General features: G+C 69.4%; 19 protein-coding genes and 1 riboswitch. Of the genes, 4 read left to right on the top strand and 15 right to left on the bottom strand.

Features of this window, described 5'->3' with window-relative positions; all coding sequences use genetic code 11:
• Positions 1 to 97 precede the first annotated feature (97 nt).
• Positions 98 to 838, bottom strand: coding sequence for an SDR family oxidoreductase (locus MKK51_RS11300; RefSeq protein ID WP_243977150.1), 741 nt, complete (start codon positions 836 to 838; stop codon positions 98 to 100).
• Positions 839 to 919: 81 nt separating this feature from the next.
• Here MKK51_RS11300 and MKK51_RS11295 point away from each other — a divergent pair, with 81 nt between their 5' ends.
• Complete coding sequence (locus MKK51_RS11295) at positions 920 to 1,582, top strand: TetR/AcrR family transcriptional regulator (protein WP_243977149.1); 663 nt, start codon at positions 920 to 922, stop codon at positions 1,580 to 1,582.
• A 148-nt stretch (positions 1,583 to 1,730) separates the two neighbouring features.
• Here MKK51_RS11295 and MKK51_RS11290 read toward each other — a convergent pair whose 3' ends face one another.
• A complete protein-coding gene (locus tag MKK51_RS11290) occupies positions 1,731 to 3,881 on the bottom strand; it encodes a TonB-dependent receptor (RefSeq protein ID WP_243977148.1) in 2,151 nt (716 codons plus the stop codon).
• Between the two features lie 112 nt (positions 3,882 to 3,993).
• Positions 3,994 to 4,193, bottom strand: a riboswitch (cobalamin riboswitch).
• A 283-nt stretch (positions 4,194 to 4,476) separates the two neighbouring features.
• Positions 4,477 to 5,952, bottom strand: a complete 1,476-nt coding sequence (locus MKK51_RS11285; RefSeq protein WP_243977323.1) for a glucan biosynthesis protein — start codon at positions 5,950 to 5,952, stop codon at positions 4,477 to 4,479.
• 237 nt (positions 5,953 to 6,189) lie between these two features.
• Here MKK51_RS11285 and mdoH point away from each other — a divergent pair, with 237 nt between their 5' ends.
• Positions 6,190 to 8,112 (top strand): glucans biosynthesis glucosyltransferase MdoH, encoded by a 1,923-nt coding sequence (gene mdoH / locus MKK51_RS11280; RefSeq protein ID WP_243977147.1) that lies wholly within the window; start codon positions 6,190 to 6,192, stop codon positions 8,110 to 8,112.
• Between the two features lie 94 nt (positions 8,113 to 8,206).
• Here the strand turns inward: mdoH and MKK51_RS11275 are convergent, their stop codons facing one another.
• From MKK51_RS11275 to MKK51_RS11240, 8 genes are all read right to left on the bottom strand, one after another.
• Positions 8,207 to 9,553 (bottom strand): L-serine ammonia-lyase, encoded by a 1,347-nt coding sequence (locus MKK51_RS11275; protein WP_243977145.1) that lies wholly within the window; start codon positions 9,551 to 9,553, stop codon positions 8,207 to 8,209.
• Positions 9,554 to 9,693: 140 nt separating this feature from the next.
• Complete coding sequence (locus MKK51_RS11270) at positions 9,694 to 10,200, bottom strand: phosphate-starvation-inducible PsiE family protein (protein ID WP_027171349.1); 507 nt, start codon at positions 10,198 to 10,200, stop codon at positions 9,694 to 9,696.
• Between the two features lie 70 nt (positions 10,201 to 10,270).
• Positions 10,271 to 10,828, bottom strand: a complete 558-nt coding sequence (locus tag MKK51_RS11265; RefSeq protein WP_243977143.1) for a DUF4337 domain-containing protein — start codon at positions 10,826 to 10,828, stop codon at positions 10,271 to 10,273.
• Positions 10,829 to 10,921: 93 nt separating this feature from the next.
• Positions 10,922 to 11,968 carry a sulfate/molybdate ABC transporter ATP-binding protein gene (locus MKK51_RS11260; protein WP_243977133.1) on the bottom strand — a complete coding sequence of 349 codons (1,047 nt, stop codon included), beginning with the start codon at positions 11,966 to 11,968 and terminating at the stop codon, positions 10,922 to 10,924.
• Between the two features lie 4 nt (positions 11,969 to 11,972).
• Positions 11,973 to 12,851 (bottom strand): sulfate ABC transporter permease subunit CysW, encoded by an 879-nt coding sequence (cysW, locus tag MKK51_RS11255; RefSeq protein ID WP_243977132.1) that lies wholly within the window; start codon positions 12,849 to 12,851, stop codon positions 11,973 to 11,975.
• Positions 12,844 to 13,701, bottom strand: coding sequence for a sulfate ABC transporter permease subunit CysT (cysT, locus tag MKK51_RS11250; protein ID WP_243977131.1), 858 nt, complete (start codon positions 13,699 to 13,701; stop codon positions 12,844 to 12,846). Before cysT ends, cysW begins: the two co-directional genes overlap by 8 nt.
• Before the next feature lie 237 nt (positions 13,702 to 13,938).
• Entirely contained in the window at positions 13,939 to 15,021 is a 1,083-nt protein-coding gene (locus MKK51_RS11245) for a sulfate ABC transporter substrate-binding protein (RefSeq protein WP_243977130.1), read from the bottom strand.
• A gap of 768 nt (positions 15,022 to 15,789) precedes the next feature.
• Positions 15,790 to 15,978: a hypothetical protein gene (locus tag MKK51_RS11240; protein WP_243977129.1), complete on the bottom strand. Its 189-nt coding sequence runs from the start codon at positions 15,976 to 15,978 to the stop codon at positions 15,790 to 15,792.
• Between the two features lie 395 nt (positions 15,979 to 16,373).
• Here MKK51_RS11240 and MKK51_RS11235 point away from each other — a divergent pair, with 395 nt between their 5' ends.
• A complete protein-coding gene (locus MKK51_RS11235; RefSeq protein WP_018045985.1) occupies positions 16,374 to 16,595 on the top strand; it encodes a hypothetical protein in 222 nt (73 codons plus the stop codon).
• A 249-nt stretch (positions 16,596 to 16,844) separates the two neighbouring features.
• Here MKK51_RS11235 and MKK51_RS11230 read toward each other — a convergent pair whose 3' ends face one another.
• Positions 16,845 to 17,240: a hypothetical protein gene (locus tag MKK51_RS11230; RefSeq protein WP_243977128.1), complete on the bottom strand. Its 396-nt coding sequence runs from the start codon at positions 17,238 to 17,240 to the stop codon at positions 16,845 to 16,847.
• 76 nt (positions 17,241 to 17,316) lie between these two features.
• Entirely contained in the window at positions 17,317 to 17,772 is a 456-nt protein-coding gene (locus tag MKK51_RS11225; RefSeq protein ID WP_243977127.1) for a MerR family transcriptional regulator, read from the bottom strand.
• Between the two features lie 68 nt (positions 17,773 to 17,840).
• Between MKK51_RS11225 and MKK51_RS11220 the strand changes: the two genes are divergently transcribed.
• Positions 17,841 to 18,608, top strand: a complete 768-nt coding sequence (locus MKK51_RS11220; RefSeq protein WP_243977125.1) for a cation transporter — start codon at positions 17,841 to 17,843, stop codon at positions 18,606 to 18,608.
• Between the two features lie 61 nt (positions 18,609 to 18,669).
• Here the strand turns inward: MKK51_RS11220 and MKK51_RS11215 are convergent, their stop codons facing one another.
• Together MKK51_RS11215 and MKK51_RS11210 are read right to left on the bottom strand one after the other, a co-directional pair.
• Positions 18,670 to 21,024: a xanthine dehydrogenase family protein molybdopterin-binding subunit gene (locus tag MKK51_RS11215; RefSeq protein WP_243977123.1), complete on the bottom strand. Its 2,355-nt coding sequence runs from the start codon at positions 21,022 to 21,024 to the stop codon at positions 18,670 to 18,672.
• Complete coding sequence (locus MKK51_RS11210) at positions 21,021 to 21,500, bottom strand: (2Fe-2S)-binding protein (RefSeq protein ID WP_243977121.1); 480 nt, start codon at positions 21,498 to 21,500, stop codon at positions 21,021 to 21,023. Before MKK51_RS11210 ends, MKK51_RS11215 begins: the two co-directional genes overlap by 4 nt.
• Positions 21,501 to 21,874 lie beyond the last annotated feature (374 nt).

The following is a 21,874-nucleotide window of genomic DNA, read 5'->3' as shown; positions in this document are numbered from 1 at the left end:
GGCCTCGGCCCCGACCCCTTGAACCCGACGACCGACTGAAGCGCGTCCTCGCGACGCGGCGGATCATGCCAACGGACGAGACCGAGCGGATGCTCAGTCAGGCATTGGCGCCGCCATCGACGGTGATCCCGGTCCCGGTGATCTGGCGCGCGGCCGGGCTGGCGAGAAACGCGACCGCCGCCGCGACGTCCTCTGACGTCCCATAATGCCCGAGCGCGGTGAGCGCGCGCTGGCCATCCGCCTGATCGCCTGTCGCCGGGTTCATGTCCGTGTCCGTTGGTCCCGGCTGTACGAGGTTCACGGTGATACCGCGCGGACCGAGTTCCCGGGCCAATCCTCGCGTGAACGCGAGCAGAGCGGATTTCGACATCGAGTAGACCGTCACCCCCGGCATGGGGACGCGCTCGGCGAGACAGGAACCGATTGTGATGACCCGGCCGCCCTGCCCGAGATGCGGAATGGCCGCCTGCGACGCGAGGATGACGGAGCGGATGTTCACGCCGAGGATCGCGTCGATATCCGTCAGGCTCATCTCCTCGACCTGCCCGTAGCGGACGATGCCGGCATTGTTGACGAGGATGTCGAGACCACCCAGCCCTGTGACGGCCTCGTCGACCGAGCGCTTCACTGCCGCCGCATCGGCGCTGTTGGCCTGGATGGCGAGCCCGCGCCGGCCTTTCGCCTCGATGGCCCGAACCACCTCGGCGGCGCGGTCGGCCGACTGCTCATAGGTGAGCGCCACATCCGCCCCCTTGTCGGCGAGGGCCAACGCGATGGCGGCCCCGATCCCGCGCGAGCCTCCGGTGAGGAGGGCGCGCCGACCCATCAGCTCGGTCATGATTTCTTCTTTCTGTAACGATCCATATATAAATGGCTAGATGCGTTGTCGGGACGGGTCAAGCGATTTATAGATCGATCGATGCAGAAATCAGGACGGACGTCGAGAGCCGCCGGGACGGGACCGGTCCGTGGTCGCGGCCGACCGCGCGCGTTCGATCGAAACGCCGCCCTCGCGCAGGCGACCCGCCTATTCTGGCTCAAAGGCTACGCGGCGACGTCGATGGCCGATCTGACCCAGGCGATGGGGATCGGCTCTCCCAGCCTCTACGCCGCGTTCGGCTCGAAGGAGGCGCTCTATACGGAGGCCCTGCGCCACTACGACGACAGGTACGAGGCTCTGGTCTGGGACGGGTTCCGAGCGGCCGGGACGGCCCGAGACGCCATCCTGTCCCTGCTGCTCGATTCGGCTGCAGCCCTGACGGGATCCCTTGCCGACAATCCCCTCGGTTGCATGGTGACGCTGTCGGCGGTCGGAAGTGAGGGCCGTCCGGAACTCGGCGAACTCGTGCGGTCGGCCCGTGCTGTCACGCTGGAGCGCTTGAAGGCGCGCCTCGCCGCAGCCGTGTCGGCGGGGGAGCTTCCGTCCTCGACGGACGTCCACGCCCTCGCCCGTTTCGTGCAGACGGTCCAGAGCGGCATGTCGATCCTGGCCCGAGACGGGGCGAGCCGCGCCGACTTGGAGGCCGTCGCTCAGCTCGCCATGCTGAGATGGGGCGATCGCGAGGGAGGCGCATCGGGCTAGGCAGGTTTCGCAGAAGTGGCCGCCGGTTCTGCGATAAAAACCTGCGGCACAGCAAAGAGCTCAGCAGGGTGAAGCGTTGGCTTGCCAACGCGAACCCGCTTAGGCTGGTGGAGCCCTGACGGGACGGTTTCGACCGCCGGTCCACGCTTCAAAACCGCCCCGCCACGGTCAACCGCACCGCCATCGGCTCCACCGGATGGAGATGCCTGTCGGCGACGCCGGCGGCCGGTTCCCCCCGCAGCCGCGACTCGTAAAAGTAATCGATCTGGCTCGCCTTGACGTTGAGGAGGTTGAGGATGTCGAGCTGCACCGTGACGCCGTTGTCGAAATTGTAGCCGATGCGGCCGTTCACCAGGGTGGTGGGCTGCGAGCGGACGGAATTGTCCTCGATCAGGGGGCGCGGCCCGAAATACCGGAGCCGGAGCGTGCCGAACCAGCCGAGGGACTCGCCCAGGGTGAAGCCGGCCGCCGCGATGGCGGTGGGGGCGGCGGGGATGCGGCTTCCGGCCGGGTCGCGGTCGGCGAAGCGGGCATGGGTCACGGTGAGGTCGCCGTCGAGGGCGAGCCACGGCGTCACCGCGTAGTGGTTGGTCCATTCGATGCCGGTGCGCCGGCTCGGGCGGCTCGGCTCGGTGGTGCCGGCATCGCCGATGAACAGGTTCTCGGAGTCGAAATCGAGCTGGAACAGGGTCACGGTCGATTCGAGGCCGGCGATGGAGCGGTTGCGGAGGCCGACCTCCGAGCCCACCGAGCGCACCAGCAGCGGCACCCGGTCGAGGGGGAACAGGGGGTTGCCCGGATCGACCGAGATGGTCGCGCCCCGCGCGTCGTTGGAATGAAAGCCCTCGCCGTAATTCACGAACAGCTCGGTCTCGATCCAGGGCCCGAACACGACGCCGAGCTTGGGGCTGACGATGCCGTCGCGGACATGGCCCGAATTCAGCGGATTGTCCGATCTCACGGTGGCGTCGTAGCCATCGGCGCGGACACCGATGCTGGTGCGCAGCCAGTCGGTCCAGCGCAGGCGGTTCTCGACGTAGAGGGCGGCGCTGCCCTCCTGCACGCGGTCGTCGCGCACGGTGGAGAGCGACGTGCGCGCCCGCGTGTTGAACAGGCCCACATGGATGTCGTCGAACCGGGTCTGCACGCCGATCTCGTTCTCCATGGAGAGACCGAACAGCTCGCCCTTGAACACCCGCGCGATCTCGCCGCCGGCCACGGTGCGGCTGTCGAGCTGGCGGAACTGGTCGCCGTTGACCGGATCGTTGAGGAAGTAGGTGAAGTTGTTGAAGAGGTTGAGGTTCGAGCGGATGACGTAGGCGCTGGCGCGGGTGACGCCGCCGTCGTCCGACCGGCTCCAGCGGCCCGACAGGGAGAAGCGGCTCGCCTCGCCGCCATCGGTGGGATCGAGGGTGCCGAAACGGCCGATCAGCCCGTCCGAGATCGCCCGCTGGGGGATCTGGTTGGTGGCGGTCCATCGGTTGGAATAGGCCATGCCGGTGACGGAGACACCGTCCAGCGCCGTGCCCTGGCTGTAGCGCAGCACGCCGTTCAGCTTGCGGATGGCGTCCGGCACCACCCAGGGGCCGTCATAGACCTGCGCCTCGCCGGCGGCGAGGAGGGTCCCCTCCCCGAGGGGCGCGGAGGCGATGGTGAGTGCCCGCTTGTAGCCGAAGCTGCCGAGGGAGGTCAGCGCGAGAGGGCGCGGCACCGCGTCGATCGAGTCGATCCGCACCGAGCCGGCTGAGGCGAAATCCCCGTCGCGGGCGAAATACGGACCCTTGTGGAACTCCACCGCGCCGACGAGCTCGGGAATGAGGAAGTTGATGTCGGCATAGCCCTGGCCGTGGGCATGGGTGCGCATGTTGGCGGGCATGCCGTCGATGGTGATGGCGATGTCGCTGCCGTGGTCCAGGTTGAAGCCACGCAGGAAGTACTGGTTGGCTTTTCCTTCGCCCGAATGCTGCGTGACGATGAGGCCGGGCACCGCCTCCAGCACCTCGCCGGGGCGGGTGACCGGGCGGTCGTTGAGAACCTTGCCGGTGATGACGCCGGAGCTCGACGTCGATGCGGGCGCGGACAGGGCGCCGAAGGCCTCGGCCCCGCCGACACCGCCCGTGGCCCCGCCGAGACCGGGACCGGCGGCAGAGGGCGGTCGCGTGTCGGCGGCCACGGAGAGTTCGTCGAGGGTCGCCTCGGCGGTGGTCGCCGCGCCGGCCTGGGCGAGGACGGGGGACGCCGATGTCAGCAGCGCGAGGACGAGGAGGGGAGGGAGAGCGCGTGGAGGAGGGGCGGACACGGGCGAGAACCTCGGGCGACGGCAGTGGCACGTCACCGCGAACGAAGCCGATGCGTTCCCGATATACGAACGCCCCGACACCCCACCGGGACACCCCGCCCGATGCGTTTCGCGGGTGACCACGACTGACGGCAGGTCTCCTGGCTCGCGGGTCGCCGCCCTCTCATCGTCTTCCCAGGTGAATCACCCAGTGACGTGTTGATGAAGGGCTCGCCGCTTACAGTTGCGGGGGCAGCCGCGGCATCGGGCCCAAGACCCTCACCGCGTTCCCTTTTGATCCCCCGAGGAGGAACCGTCACGGCCAAGCTAGGTCGGTGGCGACGGGGGGGTCAATTGCGAGTTTCTCCCGCACCGACCATCGCCGCCGCCCTGTTGCATCGCAGCAACGACCGGCATCATTCCGGCAGCGGGTCGAGGCTCCTCGGCTCCCCGATGCGGCGGCCGTTCTCCTCCGCCCGGAAGCGCTCGCCCCTCTCGCGGGCCGATTGGCGCAGGCGCCTGGTTCCGCAGGACGGCCGGTGCGCGGCGAGCCCGTGCCAGGGGCTCGACGACAGGCTGTCATCGACGAAAGCCGCGGCGGGGGATTGCCCGGCGATCAGGCGGCGTTGTCCCAGGTCTCGCTGAGCGGGCGACCGCCGCGCATGAGGCGCGCCCGCAGGATGACGTCGCCGGGCGGCAGCGGCGTCGGCGCGCGCCATTCCACATAGAGGCGCCAGCCCCCGGTCTGGGGCACCCGTTCCACCACCGGATCGACCAGGGTGCCGGCACTGGCCGAGACCTCGGCCGCGATGTCACCGTCATGGCCCGCGGGCAGTCCCGGTCCCTCGAAATCGACGACGTAGAGGCGCCGTTCCGGACTCGGCGGCGTGGTCGGGCGCAGGCGCTCCGCCGAACCGACGCGGGTGGAGACCACCCTGGCCAGCGCGCTCAGCACGGCGGTGTCCGGTTCGGACCCGATTGTGGACAGCGTGTAGGCGAGGTCGAGGGCGCTCCCCGCCGTGACCGGTGCGCCCGGCACGAAGGCGGCGACGACGTTGTCCATGTACTCCTCGCGGGACGGGATCTCGAAGAGCTGCACCGCCCCGGCGCCGAACCCCGCCTGGGGCGTGACCCAGAGGCCGGGCCGGGCCTCGTGCCGGGCCTGGACATCGAGGTAGGCGGCAAAGCTCCGCTCGCGCTGGAGAAGCCCGAACCCGTCGAGGGGATCGACCCGGAAGGCCGAGATCTGCGGCTCGCGCCGTCCGTTGCTCAAGGGGCGCCACAGGCGATCGTCCCGGGTGGAGACCACGAGCCCGTCGGAATCGTGGACCTGGGGCCTGAAATCGTCGAAGGGCGCGGCGCCGCGCGCGCCGGGACCGTTCTGCCCGTGCAGGAACATGCTGGTGAGGGGAGCGAGGCCGAGGCGCGGAATCGCGGCGCGGGGATGCAGCGCGGCGGTGACGACCATCCGCGAGGTCTCGCCGGGTTCGACCACGAAGCGGTAGGCGCCCGCGAGACTCGGGGAATCGAGGAGCGCCAGGATCGTCACGGCGCGGGATTCGGCCTTCGGCTCGCAGATCCAGAACGCCGTGAAGTCCGGAAACTCCTCCGCGCCGGGACCGCCGGTCCGGATCGCGGCGCCCCGCGCCGAGAGGCCGTATTCCTGCGTCTTCCCGCGAAGCCGGAAGTACGAGGCGCCGAGGAAGACCAAAAATTCCTCCTGCTGAGCCGGCTTCGCATCGTCGAAGGCGTGATGCAGCCGGAAGCCGGCAAAGCCGAGATCGCGGGAAAAATCCTGCCCGGCGAGGGCGGAGCCGAGATCGAACAGGCTCGACTGGTAGAGGATCGGCTGCGGCGGCCCGTCCGGCGGCTGGAGGAACAGGGCGACGCGCTTCTTCTGCAGGAAGCCGCGATGGAACAGCTGCAGCGAGAACGAGCCGCCGAGGCGCGGGGCCGCGTCGGGGCGGAAGGTGATCGCCCGGTAGCCGTCGTAGCTGAGGCCGGCGAGGGGGGCCGGGAGATCCTCCGGAGCGGGCCGGTAGGGTGCGGCGGCGAGGCGGCGGGCCTGGGCCACGACGCCCTCGAAGGTCATCGGCCCGTCATGGGCCGGGTCGAGCGTATCGGCGGCCATCGTTCTGGCGGTATTCAGGTCGACGGCACTAGGCATTATGATGCCGGCGGTCATACCGAGCGCGGTCTGCAAGGTCTGCCGCCGCGAGAGGGGCTCGCGTCCCGAACGCTCGTCTCCACCGTCGTCCCGTGTCATCGATGCCCTTCATGTCGTGACGGATGACGGCCCACTTCACTTCGATCGAGTGTCCATCGCCCCATGTCCATCCCCCGGTTGTCGCACGACGCATCCCAAGCCGGAATCCCGGACCCGGCGATTCCCGCGATCCGGCCGGGCGGGACGCCCGTGTTCGAGGCGCCGTCGCTCCTGTGGCGGCGGCTCCTGCTGGCGGTGCCGACCCTGGTCACCGCGGCCGCGATCGCGTGGCTCGCCGTCTCCGCCTACGGACGCCCCGACGGTGCGCTGGGCTGGGCCGTGCTGGTGCTGTTCGGCCTCGTGATGACGTGGCAATCCTTCGTCGCCTGGCAATACGTCTACGGCCTCGCGGCGGCCGGGTTCGGCGATGCCGCCAAATCCGCGATCGAGCTCCGCTCGGCCACGGTGCCGGCCACCGCCTCGGGCCTGAGCCGCACGGCGGCCGTGGTGGCGATCCATGCCGAGGACGCGGTGGCGGTGTTCGCCGCCCTGCGCGTCATGGCCCGCTCCCTCCAGCGCTCCGGCGGAGACGGCTCCGATATCGACATCTTCGTCCTCTCCGATACCCGCGACGGCGCCATCGCGGCGGTGGAGGAGCATGAATTCGCCCGGATCGAGGCCTGGGCCAGCCTGAACGGCCCCGGCCTGCCGCGTTTCCGCTACCGGCGGCGCCAGGACAATGCGGGCCGCAAGGCCGGCAACATCGCCGAGTTCTGCAAGTCCTACGGCGCGGACTACGATTTCATGATCGTCCTCGACGCGGACAGCCTCATGACCGGCGCCACCATGCGCCGCCTCGCCCGGCTGATGGAGGAGGCGCCGAAGGTCGGGCTGATCCAGACCGTCTCCTACGCCACCGGCCGGGACACGCTGTTCGCCCGCATCCAGCAATTCGCCGTGCGGCTCTACGCGCCCCTGTCGATCCGCTGCCTCGAGACCTGGCAGGGCGCGGACGGGAGCTATTGGGGCCACAACGCGATCCTGCGGGTCGCGGCCTTCGCCGACAACGCCGAACTGCCGGTGCTGCCCGGCAAGGCGCCCCTCGGCGGCGAGATCCTGTGTCACGACATCGTCGAGGGCGCCCTCCTGCGCCGGGCCGGATGGGAGGTCCGCCTCCTGCCGGAGATGGGCGGCACCTGGGAGGAGATGCCGACGAACCTCGTCGATCTCCTCGGGCGCGAGCGGCGCTGGTGCCAGGGCAACATGCAGCACCTGCGCGTCACCGCCCTGCCGGGGCTGCGCGCGGCGAGCCGCTGGCACCTCATGGTCGGGATCCTGTCCTACCTCGCCTGCCCGCTCTGGGTGCTGTTCCTCGCCGCCGCCTCGATCCGGGCCGCCCTGACCGGCGATCTCGGCCTGCTGGCCTATGGGCTCACCGGAACGGGCCTCGCCGCCCATGCGCTGGCCGCCCTCGTCGTCGCCGTGATGGCCCTGCCCAAGCTCCTCAGCCTCGGCCATGTCCTGGCCTCGCCGGCCCGCCGCGCCGCGTTCGGCGGTACGGCTTCGCTCCTGAAGAGCGCCGTGCTCGAGCAGATCGTCTGGGTGCTGCTCTGGCCGGTCATGACGGTCTTCGCCGCCGGCGCCGTCGCCACCACCTTCATCGGCCGCGTGGTGCGCTGGGATTCGCAGGTGCGCGACGACCGTCAGGTGCCGTGGTCCGAGGCGATCCGCCTGCAGGTGGACGCCCTGGTGGCGGGCGCCCTGCTCGCGGGCCTTCTCGCCTATGCCGGCGATCCCTGGCTCGCCCTGTGGATGGGGCCGGTGGCCCTTGCGCTCCTCACGAGCCCCGCCTTCAGCGTGCTGACCAGCCGCGCCGATCTCGGCCGGGCCTCGCAGAGGAACGGCCTGTTCCTCTCCGTCGACGACACGAACCGCGCCCCCGAACTCCTCGATCTCGCCTCGGTCCGCCGGGGCGAGGAGCGCGGCACGCCCGCGCGCCAGGACGTCTGGACGGTCGCGGAGGCGGAAATCTCCGCGCCGCGGTGAGGCGGGCGAGGGCCGGGAGCCGAGCGGAGTCGCGGGGGCGAGCCGATGCTCGACCTCGCTCGGGTCTTCTCGACAATGCGGAGGCTCTCCTCCCTCAGCACGCCGCCACGTTCACCGCGAGGCCGCCCAGCGAGGTTTCCTTGTACTTCGCCTGCATGTCGTGGCCGGTCTGGCGCATGGTCTCGATGACCTCGTCGAGGCTGACCCGGTGGATGCCGTCGCCGCGAAGGGCCAGGGAGGCGGCGACCACCGCCTTGTTGGCGCCGAAGGCGTTGCGCTCGATGCAGGGGATCTGGACGAGGCCGCCGATCGGGTCGCAGGTCATGCCGAGATGGTGCTCCATGGCGATCTCGGCGGCGTTCTCGATCTGCAGGGTCGAGCCACCGAGCAGCGCGGCGAGGCCCGCCGCCGCCATGGCCGCCGCCGAGCCGACCTCCCCCTGGCAGCCGACCTCGGCGCCGGAGATCGAGGCGCGGCTCTTGATGAGGCCGCCGATGGCGGCGGCCACCAGCAGGAATTCGCGGCCGCGCTCGTCCGACCAGCCGGGGCAGAAGTCGCGGGCGTAGCGCAGGACGGCGGGGACGATCCCGGCGGCGCCGTTGGTGGGGGCGGTCACCACCCGGCCGCCGGCGGCGTTCTCCTCGTTCACCGCGAGGGCGAACAGGCTGATCCAGTCCATGATCTCGTGGGCCGGCCGGGCGTTGAGATGGCGGTTGGCCTCCAGGTCCTCGAACAGCTTCTTGGCCCGCCGCCGCACCTTGAGGCCGCCGGGCAGTTCCCCGGTCTGGCGCAGGCCCCGGTCGATACAGGCGAACATCGCGTCGCGGATGGCGTCCAGACCCTCGTCGATGGCCTCGCGGCTGCGGCTCGCGCCCTCGTTGGCGCGCTGGACCTGGGCGATGGAGAAGCCGGTGCGCAGGCACGTCGCGAGAAGATCGGCGGCGCTGGCATAGGGGAGCGGAAAGGTCATCGCCTCGCTCGCGCGGACCGCCTCCTCGCCGACCACGAACCCGCCGCCGATGGAGTAGCAGGTGACCGTGTCGAGGACCGTGCCGTGCCCGTCGAGGGCGCGGAAGCGCATGCCGTTGGTGTGCACCGGCAGCACCTCGGTGAAGTTGAAGACGAGATCGCTCTCGAGGGCGAAGGCCGGGCCGCCGAGGCCGAGCCGGCCCGTCCGCTTCGCCTCGGCCACGTACTCGTCGACCCGGTCGGGGTCGATCCCGGCGGGGCTATGGCCGAGGAGGCCGAGGAGGATGGCGATGTCGGTCCCGTGTCCGCGCCCGGTCCAGGCGAGGGAGCCGAAGATCTCGGCGCGGATGCGGGCGAGGCCGGGACGGCGCCGCGTCCGCTCGCGGAACGCGAGGGCCGCCGCCATCGGCCCCACCGTATGCGAACTCGACGGGCCGATCCCGATCTTGAACAGGTCGAAGGCGCTGATCATCGGTCCCGGTCCGTCTCATCCGCACCATCGCGGCGTCGCGACCGCTCGTCCCATCGGCCTGATCTGACGATCGGGCCTCGCTGTCGCAAGTGCGACGCCAACTCCGCGGCCGCAAGATCATTCCAAAGGTCATTCCAAGGTCATTCCTTGCCGGCCACCTCGTTGTCGTCGCGGGCGCGGTGCAGCAGGAAGATCGAGATCACCATGGTGAGGATGAGCCCGGACAGCACGCCGAGCTCGATCATCGAGGCGCGGAACAGCGCCTCGCGCTCGGCCGTCATCGGCGCATGCATCACTTCCGAGGATTGCAGGGTGATGACGAGGACGCGCCGGATCGAGGCGATCAGCCCGACGATGAGGAAGGGCTCGCAGGTGAGCTTGCCCGAGCGCATCGAGACCCGCACCGTGTGCAGGATCTCCACCAGCATCAGCAGGAACAGCAGGCTGTCGACGATCTTGAGGAGTTCGCCCGAGCCCCCGAGATGGCGGATCGCGCCGAAGAGCAGGCCCGTCGCGTCGATGAGCGCGAGGATCGCCGTCCCGGCGAGAAGCAGGCCCAGGGCGGCATAGACCGCGTGTTCGGTATGGAGAAAGACGAAGGCCGAGATCCGGGTCAGCCGGCCTTCCTGCTCGCTGTCTTGCGCCATGACATGCCTCCCTCTCCTTCAAGTGTCGCGAAGGAGGCGAGAGTCCAGGCTCGGCGCCCTGATTCCCGCGTCAGTGGAAGAACGGCAGAACGTGCGGCGCGTAGAGGCCGAAGCCCAGCATCACGAGGCCGGCGACGCCCAGGAACCCGCCGGCCAGCGTCAGCGCGGCGATGCCGGTGATGACCTGGGCCGAGGCCAGCACGATGCCGATCTGGAAGGCGGCCGAGCCGAACTCGTAATGGTGGTAGCGGTGGAGCGCGAGGTCGCGGTGCTCCTGCGAGGCCCGCGCCTTCTCCTGCAGCTCCTTGCGCCCGTCGCCGGTGGCGGGGTCCGATTCCCAGCGGGCCATGGTCTTGGCCCATTCGGCGCGCTTGGCCGCGATGGCCGGTGCGTTGGCCGTCTCCGGCGGGATCAGGGCGAGGGTCTCGTCGGCGGTCTTGAGGATGGTGCCGCGGATGGTACGGGCCTGGTAATAGGCCCATTGGTTGGAGGATTCGACGTTGGCGCTGAGCGCTTCCGTCTGCGCGCCCTTGGCCAGGGTCTCGGCCAGCGCCAGGAACAGCGCCAGCACCGAGATCAGCAGCGCGACCTTCTTGTTCGAGCCCTCGATGGCTCCGTGACCCGACATGCTGCGTCCTCCCGCTCGATTTCGACGGCGGGAGTCACAGCCGATCCGCGGAGGAAGCGCAACCGTTTCCTCCGCCGTCCCGGCGCCGCCCCGTCAATCCTTGAAGACGTAGCCGGCGTTAATCGTCAGGCCGACCGGGCGGCCGGCGGCGAGGCGGTGGGTGTCGGAGGCCTCCACCACGACGGTCTTGCCCTCGGGGCGGTCCACCTCGATCCGCTGGCGGCCCTGGCTGCGATAGGAGGAGCGGACATGGCCTTCGAGATGGGCCTGGCCGGGCTCGGCGAATTGCAGCTGCCACGGCCTTGCGTAGAGCTTGACCGGGCCGACGAGACCGGGCGGGGCCTTCACCGGGGTGAGGCGGCCGTTGACACGGACCTCGCTCCCCTGGGCGATGGCCTCCACCTCGATCGTGTCGCCGAGGAACTTCAGCACGGTGGAGGAGACCGGGTTCTCCTGCACCTCGTCGGGGGTGCCGATCTGTTCGAGGCGGCCCTTGGACAGGACGGCGACGCGGTCGGAGAGCTCCAGCGCCTCGTCCTGGTCGTGGGTCACGAAGATCGTGGTCTGGCCGGTGCGGTCGTGGATCTCGCGCAGCCAGCGGCGCAGGTCCTTCCGCACCTGGGCGTCGAGGGCGCCGAAGGGCTCGTCCAGCAGCAGCACGCGGGGCTCCACGGCCAGCGCCCGCGCCAGGGCGATGCGCTGGCGCTGGCCGCCGGAGAGCTGCGACGGGTAGCGATCGGCGAAGCCCGAGAGCTTGATGAGGTCGAGGAGGTCGCCGACCCGGCGCTTGATCTCGGCCTTGGCCGGCCGGTCCGCGCGCTTCCGGGCGTTGAGGCCGTAGGCGATGTTCTCGGCCACGCTCATGTGCTTGAACAGGGCGTAGTGCTGGAACACGAAGCCGACGGCGCGCTCCTGCACCGGAACCCGGGTGGCATCGTCGGCGCCGAAGATGATCCGCCCGCGATCGGGAAAGTCGAGCCCGGCGATGATGCGCAGCAGCGTGGTCTTGCCCGAGCCCGAGGGGCCGAGCAGCGCCAGCAATTCGCCCGCCCGCACGTCGAGGGAGAGGTCGTGGAGCACCGCCGCGGTGTCGAAGGTCTTCGACAGACCCTCGACCCGGATCGCCGTGGACGATCCCACCGGGTCAGTGGCCCCGTGCGCCGGCTGCGATCTCGGCGCTGAAGCGCCATTCGAGGAGGGATTTGACGAGGAGGGTGACAAGAGCGAGGCCGGCAAGGAGGGAAGCGACGGCGAAAGAGGCAACGAAGTTGTACTCATTGTAGAGGATCTCCACGTGGAGCGGCAGCGTGTTCGTCAATCCGCGGATATGGCCCGAGACCACCGACACCGCGCCGAATTCACCCATCGCCCGGGCGTTGCAGAGGAGCACGCTGTAGAGCAGCCCCCAGCGGATGTTGGGCAGCGTCACCGTCCGGAAGGCGTGCCAGCCGGAGGCGCCCAGGGTCAGCGCGGCTTCCTCCTCCGCCGTCCCCTGTTCCTGCATCAGCGGGATCAGCTGGCGGGCGACGAAGGGGAAGGTGACGAAGATCGTGGCGAGCACGATGCCGGGAACGGCGAAGATGATCTGGATGTCGTGCGCGAGCAGCCACGGACCGAGGAGTCCCTGGGCGCCGAAGACGAGGACGTAGATCAGGCCCGAGACCACCGGCGAGACCGAGAACGGCAGGTCGATGAGGGTCACGAGCAGGTTCTTGCCGCGGAACTCGAACTTGGCGACGGCCCAGGAGGCCATGATGCCGAAGACGAGGTTGAACGGCACGGCGATGGCCGCGGTGAGCAGGGTCAGGCGGATCGCCGAGCGGGCATCCGCCTCGGTGAAGGCGGCGAGATAGGCCGACCAGCCCTTGGCGAAGGCCTGGATGAACACCGTCACCAGGGGCAGCACCAGGAACAGGGCGAGGAAGACCACCGCGATCCCGATCAGCAGGGCGCGGACGGCGAGGCCTTCGGTCACCACGCTCCCGGCGCGGGCGGGCGGCCGGGTGGCGAGGGCGCTAGACATATCCGAACCTCCTGCGGCTCCAGGCCTGGATCAGGTTGATGGCCAGCAGCGTCACGAACGAGATGCCGAGCATGATCGTCGCGATGGCGCAGGCGCCCCCGTAATCGAACTCGGAGAGCTTGATGACGATGAGGAGCGGCGCGATCTCGGAGACGTAGGGCAGGTTGCCGGCGATGAAGATGATCGAGCCGTATTCCCCGACGCCGCGGGCGAAGGCGAGGGCGAAGCCCGTGAGCACCGCCGGGATCAGCGGCGGCACCACCACCTTGATCAGGGTGTGCCAGCGGTCGGCGCCGAGGGTGGCCGAGGCCTCCTCGATCTCCTTGTCGATCTCTTCGATGAGGGGCTGCACCGTCCGCACGGCGAAGGGCAGGCCGATGAAGACCATGGCGATGTAGATGCCCACCGGCGTGTAGGCGGCCTCGATCCCGAGCTTGGCGAGCTGCTCGCCGACGAGACCGTTGGGGGCGTAGAGGGAGGCCAGGGCGATGCCGGCGACGGCGGTGGGCAGGGCGAAGGGCAGGTCCACCACCGCGTCCACGAGCTTGCGGCCGGGGAACCGGTAGCGGGTGAGCACCCAGGCGATGAGGAAACCGAAGACCGAGGCGGTGAGCGCCGCGAGGAGCGACACGCCGAAGCTCACGCGCAGGGCGCTGGCGACGCGCGGATCAGTGGCCACCTGCCAGATCCCCGCCAGGCCGAGGCCGGAGGCACGGGCGACGAGGGCGGCCAGCGGCAGCAGCACGATGATGCCGAGGCAGGTCAGGGTGTAGCCGAAGGTGATGCCGAAGCCGGGGATCACGCTGGGCTGACGGAAGCGTCGTCTCGGACGCAGAGGCGGCTCTGCCATGGATGGTCCTGAATGCTCGTTGGATCGCCGCCCTCCCGCCTCGGCGGGTCGGGAAACCGGTGCGGTGTCCGGCGAAAGGTCGGCCTCCGCTCCGCTGGCACCCTCCCCGTGACGGCTGCGGGGGGCACGCATGTTCTTTTGCGGACAGAGCGCGTCCCTCTCCCCACGAGGGGGACGAGAGCCGCGCAGCCCGCGACATGTGGAATGCCGTCGCCGCGGCGGGAGGTGAGGGACGCGCTATTGCGGCGGCTTGCTCAGCTGGTCGAACAGCCCGCCATTGTCGAAGTTCTTCTTCTGGATATCGTCCCAGTTGCCCTGGAGATCCTCGATCTTGAAGAGCTTCAGCTCGGGCAGCTGCGCCAGATGCTCGGGCTTGGCGGCCTCGCGCTTGATCGGACGGTAATGGTGCTTGGCGAAGATCGCCTGCGCCGTGTCCGTGTAGAGGAACTGCAGGTAGGCCTCGGCCTGCTTGCGGGTGCCCTTCTTGTCGACATTGGCGTCGACCAGGGCCACCGGCGGCTCGGCATAGATCGAGGTCGGCGGCACGACCACGTCGAACTTGTCGCGGCCGAACTCGTCGAACACGAGATAGGCCTCGTTCTCCCAGGTCGGCAGCACGTCGCCGAGGCCGCGCTGGGCGAAGGTCACGGTGGAGCCGCGGGCCCCCGTATCGAGCACCGGCACCTGCTTGTAGAGCTGGCCCACGAAGGCGTTGGCCTTGTCGGCACTCTTGCCCTCCTTCTCGTAGGCGTAGCCCCAGGCCGCGAGGAAGTTCCAACGCCCGCCGGCGGAGGTCTTCGGGTTCGGGGTGATCACCTTCACGTCGGGCTTCACCAGGTCGCCCCAGTCCTTCACGCCCTTCGGGTTGCCCTTGCGCACCAGGAACACCACGGTGGAGGTGTAGGGCAGGCCCTCGTTGGGCAGCTTGGTGCGCCAATCGGCGGGGATCTTCTTCGAGAGGCGGCTGATCGCGTCGATGTCGGAGGGGATGCCCAGGGTCACCACATCGGCCGGGATGCCGTCGATCACGGTGCGGGCCTGCGAGCCGGACCCGCCATGGGCCGCGCGGACGGTGACGGTCTCGCCGGTCTTGGCCTTCCACTCCTCGATGAAGGCCGCGTTGATCTCCTTGTAGAGCTCACGCGTCGGATCGTAGGAGACGTTGAGGAGTTCGGTCTCTGCCCGGGCGGCGCCGGAGGTCAGCAGCGCGGAGGCGAGCCCCGCCGTGACCAGGCCGACCGAACCGGCGCAGAGGGCGAGGACGCGCCGTCTGTGGGAGAAACGGCGGGCTTCGGGCGTCGAGGACATGGTCGCGCTCACAGGTTTGTCTCCGGCTCCATCGCGGGGAGGGACCTTTGCGGTCCCGACGCCCCGGGGATGCTACGTTTCGTTCTTTTTAAAGAACAATGTCAAGCTGGGCCGAATACCGGTTACGCAACTCAGATAGGTAATTCTCCTTCGATAAGCGAGGGCTGGAAGAACGATAGACGACGGGGAGAATCGGGTTCTCTCACCGGGCGCGTACGGGGAAGAAGATGTCTGCGGGGAAGGGTTCTTTAGAAAGAACGTTCTGCCGCGAATCGCGGGCCGAGCCGCATGGCGACCTCCCGCCCCTCACCGAGGCCGCGTGCGGAGCGACGTCCGTGTCGAATCGGGAGAGACCGGGCGGCCTCGGACCGATCGGGGGAGGCAGGACGAAGCGCCGGTCGCGGCATGCCGCGACCGGTCGTCCGGGCAGGCTCCCGGCGTTTGCGTGCCGGGATGGGGGGCAGGCTTGAACGGGGAGGGACTTCGCCCGCGAGGGGCGGCTCCCAGCGCTCACGGAACTTCCGGTCGCGGCCGGTTCCTGCCCGGAGCACGACGGCGCAGGGGGAGTTCCGCGAAAAGCACTCAGTCGGAGGCGAGGGCGACCAAAGAGAAGACGGTCGCGAGGAGGATGTTTCCGGCGACGACGAGAACGAGGACGGTCATGGAATGGGGTTTCGCGGGTTGGCTGAGGACGCGCCGGGAGGATCCGGTCCGTGGACGCCACCCATAGCATCGGGATTCTGAACGACATGTGTCGTCACGCTCATTCCGCGTGACGCGTCAGCCCTTCGAGCGGCCGAGTTTCGTCAGCAGCGATTCGATCCGCTCGCCCACCGGTTCGACCAGCGTGGCCGCGTAGAGGGTGCGCAGGTTCAGCCCGAGATGGCGTCGCACGCTCGCCGAGAGCGCCGCGGGTCTTGCCCGGTAGGCCCGACCGTCCTGCCCGTCATCCGGCTGCACTTTGGTCATGAGGGGTGCTCCGCTCAGGCCGACCTCCTCACGAATGAGCGGGCCGGTCGTGACCCGAAGGCTCGCACGGATTGGTTAAGGACAATTTTATCGATTCCGCAAAAACCGTGTGCGGCCAAGCTTTTGCGGGCGGCGCCAGTTTTCCCCTTTCCTGTCAATGACATTTTGCATTTTTCGGGGCGAAATAAATCCGCCGCACCCCCCTCCGGGAGGAAACGGCGCGCCTGCAAAGGGTTGCATCCGGCCATGCCCCCCGGACCCTCTCCCGACAGGGTTGCCGAATGGTTTCCAACGGTGGACGGCTACGCCGAAGCGGGGTTACAACGCTCTCGCTCGATGAGTCGGATTCAAGTCTTCGGAGAGCGATCGCCGCACAAAGGGGAGATCTTCAAAGAATGCAGACCATCACCATCACAGTGCGAGAGCGCGATACCGTATTGGCGGCACTGCGTTACTATCAATTCTATCGCCTTCAGGGTCATCCGTTCGATCCGCGGCAAGACCACCTGATCGATGCAATTGCAAGTCACTCGGGTGAAAGTCTAGATCTTGCGGAAATCGACGATCTTTGTGCCGGCATTCAGGGCAACAAACACGCCCTGAGCGCCGCCGCGTAAGATCCCCGACAGGGATCTTCCATCCTTGACGGCGGCCTTCCTGCGCCGCCTAACAGACACGGACGGGCAGGGCACCGCATGGCACCGTGTCTGCGGCAGAGACGACGCCGGTCGGGCCGGATGTCCGAGACGGCCGCACACGAAGAAACGTCTCTTTTCACGCTTCGCCGGGACATCCCGCACGACCCGCCGCCTGCACCGTGCCGGGCTTCCCCGGCCGGTGCGCCGCCACGGGGGCGGACCCGCGCCTCAAGGGGCCGTGGCGAGGTGGCTCTTGGCGCGCTCCAGCGCGGCGTTGCAGGCCTGGGCGTCGCCCTTGCCGTCGGCGGTGCGGGCCTCGTCCAGGGCGACCTTCGCCTGCATCGCGGCCTCGGCGCCCTTGCCCGCCTCCGCGGATTTCTCCGGCGGAGCGGCCGGGGTCGAGGCGTTGCCGCTCTGCGCGGTTTCCCCCTGGCCTTCCCGCGCGCCGGCCGCCGCCTTGCCCGAGGTCGAGGCGGAGATGGAGCCGGTGGCCTCGTCCTTCACCTTGGCGTCGAGACGCGCGATCTCCTCCGAACAGGGAGAGGCGAGGACCGGGCTCGCCACGAGGCCGGCGGCGAATCCGGCGGCCAGGAGGGCGGCGAGGGGACGGGGTCTCTGAATCATGGGGTTTCCTCAGCGGGCGGGTCTGTGACGGGACAACCCGCCGCCGGCCCCTTCGGCTCCGCCGGAGCGGCGAAGTTTACGCCGCGGCGAACCCCGTCGACCCCGGTCGTGCACCGCCATGGTCGTGGTCGCACTCGCCGTGGTCGGCCAGAACCTGGATGACCCGGCATTCGCCGACCCGTCCGTGGCCGCATTCGGTGACCATGCGCTGCAATTCCGTGCGCAGGGAGACCAGCCGGGCGATGCGCTGCTCCACCTCCGCCAGGTGACGTCGCGCCAGGCGGTCCACCTCGGCACAGGATTCCTCCGGCTGCGCGCTCATGGCGAGGAGTTCGCGGATCGCATCCACTTCGAAGCCGAGCTCGCGGGCGTGACGGATGAAGTTGAGCCGCGCCACCTCGGCGTCGCCGTAGCGGCGCTGCTGCCCGTCGCTGCGCGGGGGCGACGGCATCAGCCCGACCTGCTCGTAATAGCGGATCGTCGGCACCTTCACCCCGGCACGGCGCGACAGGATTCCGATCGAGAACGCCATTTTCCGCTTGATCCTCTAGTCGCTAGAGCTTGTAGGCTCCTGTTTAACGACGAAACGAGGAGAGAGCCATGGCCGAATCCTGCTGCGGCACGGGCCGGAACCAGCCCGAGATCCACACCCATGCCCACGCACCCGGCGACGGGCATCACCATGCCGTCGCGACGCAGGCGCCGACAGCCGCGCCGCACGAGGAATCCTGCGGCTGCGGCGGCGGCGTTCCGGTCTTCGACGGGGTCGATCCGCGCTACAAGCGGGTGCTGTGGTTCGTCATCGCCCTCAACGGCGCGATGTTCGTCACCGAGATGGCGGCGGGGCAGGCGGCCGGGTCCCAGGCCCTGAAGGCGGACGCCCTCGACTTCCTGGCCGACACCGTCACCTACGGTCTCAGCCTCGCGGTCATCGGCGCGAGCCTGCGCACCCGCTCGATGGCGGCCCTGGGGAAGGGGGTGAGCTTGAGCCTGATGGCGCTCTGGGTCTTCGGCTCGACGCTCTACCAGACCCTCGTCCTCGGCGTGCCGAGCGCGGAATGGATGGGCGGCATCGGCCTGCTGGCGCTCGCCGCCAACGTCGCCTCGGTGCTGCTGCTGATGCGCTACAAGGACGGCGACGCCAATGTCCGCTCCGTCTGGCTGTGCTCGCGCAACGACGCCATCGGCAACATCGTGGTGATGGGCGCGGCACTCGCCGTCTGGGGCACCAGATCGGCCTGGCCGGACCTCGCCGTCGCCGCGCTGATGGCCGGCATCTTCCTCACCTCCTCGGTCCAGATCCTGAGACAGGCCTGGGCCGAGTACCGGGAGGGTGGTTCGAACGCCGGGGTCGTGGCGGCGGGGTGATCCGCCGCCTTCGGCTGGAGCGAGAGGCCCCGGCCCGGATGTCCGGGCCGGGGCGCGTTTCCTACGAGCTCAGCTGGTCGCGGATCGGCAATTGCCGGATGCGGCGCCCGGTGGCGGCGAAGACGGCGTTGGCGATGGCCGGCGCCACGGGGGGGACGCCCGGCTCGCCGACACCGCCCAGGGGGCGGGTGTAGTCGGCGTTCTGGATCAGGTGGACGTGCAGCTCCTTCGGGGCGGCGTCGAGACGGGTGATCTCGTAGCCGTCGAAGTTGTTCTGCTGCGCGCGCCCGTCCTTGAAGGTGATCTCGGCCGACAGGGCGAGCCCCATCCCCATGACCACGGCGCCCTCCATCTGCGAGCGGATGCGCTCCGGGTTGACGTGCGGTCCGCAATCGACGGCGATGTCGATGCGCTTGACCGAGACCTCACCCTTGGACCCCACCTCCACTTCGGCCGCCACCGCCGTATGGGTGACGAAGCTGTAGTGTCCGGCGATGCCGAGGCCCCGTCCCTTCGGCTGCTTGCGGCCCCAGCCGATCCCCTTGGCCGCCGCCTCGATGACCCCGCGCAGGCGCGCGGTCTCGATGGGATAGCGGGCGGGATCCTCGCCGTAATTCCACACGTCGCCGATGCTGGTCGGGTCGATCACCCGGTCGGGGCCGATCAGGGCCAGCAGGTACTCCTTCGGATCCCGGCCCGCCGCATGCGCCAACTCGGCGACGAAGGACTGGATCGCGAAGGCGTGCGGGATGTTGGAGACCGAGCGGAACCAGCCGATCCGTACATGCGCGTCCGCCGCCGGGTTCTCCAGGCGGATGTTGGGTACGTCGAAGGGCGTGTTGGTCAGTCCCATCCCGAGCTCGAAGGGCAGCTCGTTCTTGGCGCCGGCGGCGAAGATCGAACCGATCGTGGGCGCGGCCGAACGGTGGAGCCAGGCCACCGGCATGCCCTTGGCGTCGAGGCCGGCCTCCAGGCGCTCCACCGAGATCGTGTGGTAGTAGCCGTGATGGAGGTCGTCCTCGCGGGTCCAGGTGAGCTTCACCGGGGCGCCGTCCACGGCCTGCGAGCACAGGGCGGCCTCGAGCACGTAGTCGGGCTTGGACTTGCGGCCGAAACCGCCGCCGAGGAGCGTCACGTTCACCCGCACCTTGTCGGCGGGCAGGTTGAGCTTCTTGGCCAGCCGGTCGTGGGTCGCCTGCGGCGCCTGGGTGCAGGCCCAGGCCTCGCAGAATCCGTCCTTGATCCGCACCGTGGCGGCCGGGGGCTCCATCGGGGCCTGGACGAGATGGGGCACGAAATACTCGGCCTCGATCCGCTGCTTCGCCTTGGCCATGGCGCCGTCGACGTCGCCCTGGTTGCGCACGACCTTGCCGGGGGCACGTGCCGCCTTCTCCAATTCGCCGCGGAAGGCGACAGAGTCGTAGGTGGCGTTCGGGCCGTCGTCCCAAGTGATCTTCAGGGCCTCGCGGCCCTTCATCGCCGCCCAGGTGTTCTTGGCGATGACGGCGACGCCGCCGATCGGCTGGAACTCGGACGGGATCTCGGGGGCGTCGATCTTGAACACCTTGACCACGCCCGGGACCTTCATGGCCTCGGCATCGTCGTAGCTCGCGACCTTGCCGCCGAAGACCGGCGGGCGGGCGACGAGGGCGTAGAGCATCCCGTCGAGGCGGGTATCGAGGCCGTACATGGCCTTGCCCGTGGTGATGTCGCGGTTGTCGATGAGGCCGATCTTGCCCTTGCCGATGAACTTGAAGGCCTTGGGGTCCTTCAGGGTCACGCTCTCGCGGGCGGGGACGGCGAGTTCGGAGGCCGCGGCTGCGACATCGCCGTAGCCCAGGGTGCGCTTCGACTTCGCGTGGGTGAGGACCGAGTTCTCGGCCTTCACTTCCGCTGCCGGCACGCCCCACTGCTTGGCGGCGGCCTGGACCAGCATGGCCTTCGCCGCGGCACCCGCATGGCGCAGATGCGGGAAGAAGTGGCGCAGGCTGCGCGACCCGTCGGTGTCCTGGTTGCCGAAGCGGGCTTCGTCACCCCAGGCCTGGGCGACCTTCACCTTGGCCCAATCGGCCTCGAGCTCGTCGGCCACCACGAGGGCGACGGAGGTGCGCACGCCCTGGCCCATCTCCGAGCGATGGCAGGTGATGGTCACGGTGCCGTCGGGGGCGATGGCCACGAACACCTTCGGGTCGTCCTGCCAGCCATGCGGCATGGCATCGGCGCCGAATTTCTTGGGACCCTCGTCCTTCTTCTCCTCCGCCTGCGCGGACTCGCGCCAGGACAGGGCGAGGACCAGGGCGCCCAGGCCGCCGAGCATGGCGCGGCGGCTGACATTGGCGAGAGCGCTCGGCGCTTCGGGGGCGGCGGCGGTCGTCTCGGTGGCGAGGTCGGCCATGAGCTGTGCGTCGTGGATCACAGGCGCTCTCCCGTGTTGGCGGCCGGCGCGTTTCCGGCGGCCTGGTGGATCGCGGCGCGGATGCGCGGATAGGTGCCGCAGCGGCAGAGGTTGCCGCTCATGGCTTCGTCGATCTGGTCGTCGCTGGGCTTGGGCGTCTCCTTGAGGAGGGAGGCCGCCTGCATCATCTGCCCGCACTGGCAATAGCCGCATTGCGAGACGTTGAGGTCGCGCCACGCCGCCTGGACCGGGTGGTTGCCGTCGGGGGAAAGCCCCTCGATGGTCACCACCTCCTGGCCCTCGGCCGCGGAGACGGGGGTGACGCAGCCGCGCACGGCGGTGCCGCCGAGATGGATGGTGCAGGCGCCGCAGAGCGCCTGGCCGCAGCCGAACTTGGTGCCGGTGAGGCCGACTTCGTCGCGCAGGAACCACAGCAGCGGCATGTCGGGATCGCCGTCGAAGCTGCGTTCAGCCCCGTTCACGGTGAGTTTGATCATCGGTGTATCCTGTCATCGCTCAGGCCACGGACCGGTCGAGATCGGCTGGCCACCAATCCTTCGGGCTCGCGAATACCTCGGAGGTCGTCGGTCAGGGGCGGGGCGCGCACGACGTGGTCGCCGTCCCGCATCGAAACGTCGTTGAGGTGCGGCAGCGGATCCGGCGCCCCTCGACAGGGCGCCGTCGCAGTGCACGAAGCGCCCACGCCCCGGACCTCATAATGAATCCAATTAAACGGTGGGGGTGCTGCAGTGCAACGTCCGGCAGCCACGGGCGCCGCTTTCGCCAAGCTCGGCCACGGATTCGATGTGCTGTTGCGCACGGCGCGCAGCGGGACCGTGCGACGCTTTCGACCGTCGCTCGTTGTCTAGGC

This window comes from Methylobacterium sp. E-045 (genome assembly GCF_022829685.1).
Classification (GTDB): Bacteria; Pseudomonadota; Alphaproteobacteria; order Rhizobiales; family Beijerinckiaceae; genus Methylobacterium.
This window is presented reverse-complemented; position numbering and strand designations above follow the sequence as displayed.

What these genes read in the sequence shown, in the direction of transcription:
- mdoH (WP_243977147.1), top strand. Translation starts at nt 6,190, where the DNA reads ATGTCCATCCCCCGGTTGTCGCACGACGCATCCCAAGCCGGAATCCCG.
- MKK51_RS11300 (WP_243977150.1), bottom strand. Translation starts at nt 838, where the DNA reads ATGACCGAGCTGATGGGTCGGCGCGCCCTCCTCACCGGAGGCTCGCGC.
- MKK51_RS11270 (WP_027171349.1), bottom strand. Translation starts at nt 10,200, where the DNA reads ATGGCGCAAGACAGCGAGCAGGAAGGCCGGCTGACCCGGATCTCGGCC.
- cysT (WP_243977131.1), bottom strand. Translation starts at nt 13,701, where the DNA reads ATGGCAGAGCCGCCTCTGCGTCCGAGACGACGCTTCCGTCAGCCCAGC.
- MKK51_RS11235 (WP_018045985.1), top strand. Translation starts at nt 16,374, where the DNA reads ATGCAGACCATCACCATCACAGTGCGAGAGCGCGATACCGTATTGGCG.
- cysW (WP_243977132.1), bottom strand. Translation starts at nt 12,851, where the DNA reads ATGTCTAGCGCCCTCGCCACCCGGCCGCCCGCCCGCGCCGGGAGCGTG.
- MKK51_RS11295 (WP_243977149.1), top strand. Translation starts at nt 920, where the DNA reads ATGCAGAAATCAGGACGGACGTCGAGAGCCGCCGGGACGGGACCGGTC.
- MKK51_RS11230 (WP_243977128.1), bottom strand. Translation starts at nt 17,240, where the DNA reads ATGATTCAGAGACCCCGTCCCCTCGCCGCCCTCCTGGCCGCCGGATTC.
- MKK51_RS11285 (WP_243977323.1), bottom strand. Translation starts at nt 5,952, where the DNA reads ATGACCTTCGAGGGCGTCGTGGCCCAGGCCCGCCGCCTCGCCGCCGCA.
- MKK51_RS11265 (WP_243977143.1), bottom strand. Translation starts at nt 10,828, where the DNA reads ATGTCGGGTCACGGAGCCATCGAGGGCTCGAACAAGAAGGTCGCGCTG.
- MKK51_RS11210 (WP_243977121.1), bottom strand. Translation starts at nt 21,500, where the DNA reads ATGATCAAACTCACCGTGAACGGGGCTGAACGCAGCTTCGACGGCGAT.
- MKK51_RS11240 (WP_243977129.1), bottom strand. Translation starts at nt 15,978, where the DNA reads ATGACCAAAGTGCAGCCGGATGACGGGCAGGACGGTCGGGCCTACCGG.
- MKK51_RS11225 (WP_243977127.1), bottom strand. Translation starts at nt 17,772, where the DNA reads ATGGCGTTCTCGATCGGAATCCTGTCGCGCCGTGCCGGGGTGAAGGTG.
- MKK51_RS11220 (WP_243977125.1), top strand. Translation starts at nt 17,841, where the DNA reads ATGGCCGAATCCTGCTGCGGCACGGGCCGGAACCAGCCCGAGATCCAC.
- MKK51_RS11275 (WP_243977145.1), bottom strand. Translation starts at nt 9,553, where the DNA reads ATGATCAGCGCCTTCGACCTGTTCAAGATCGGGATCGGCCCGTCGAGT.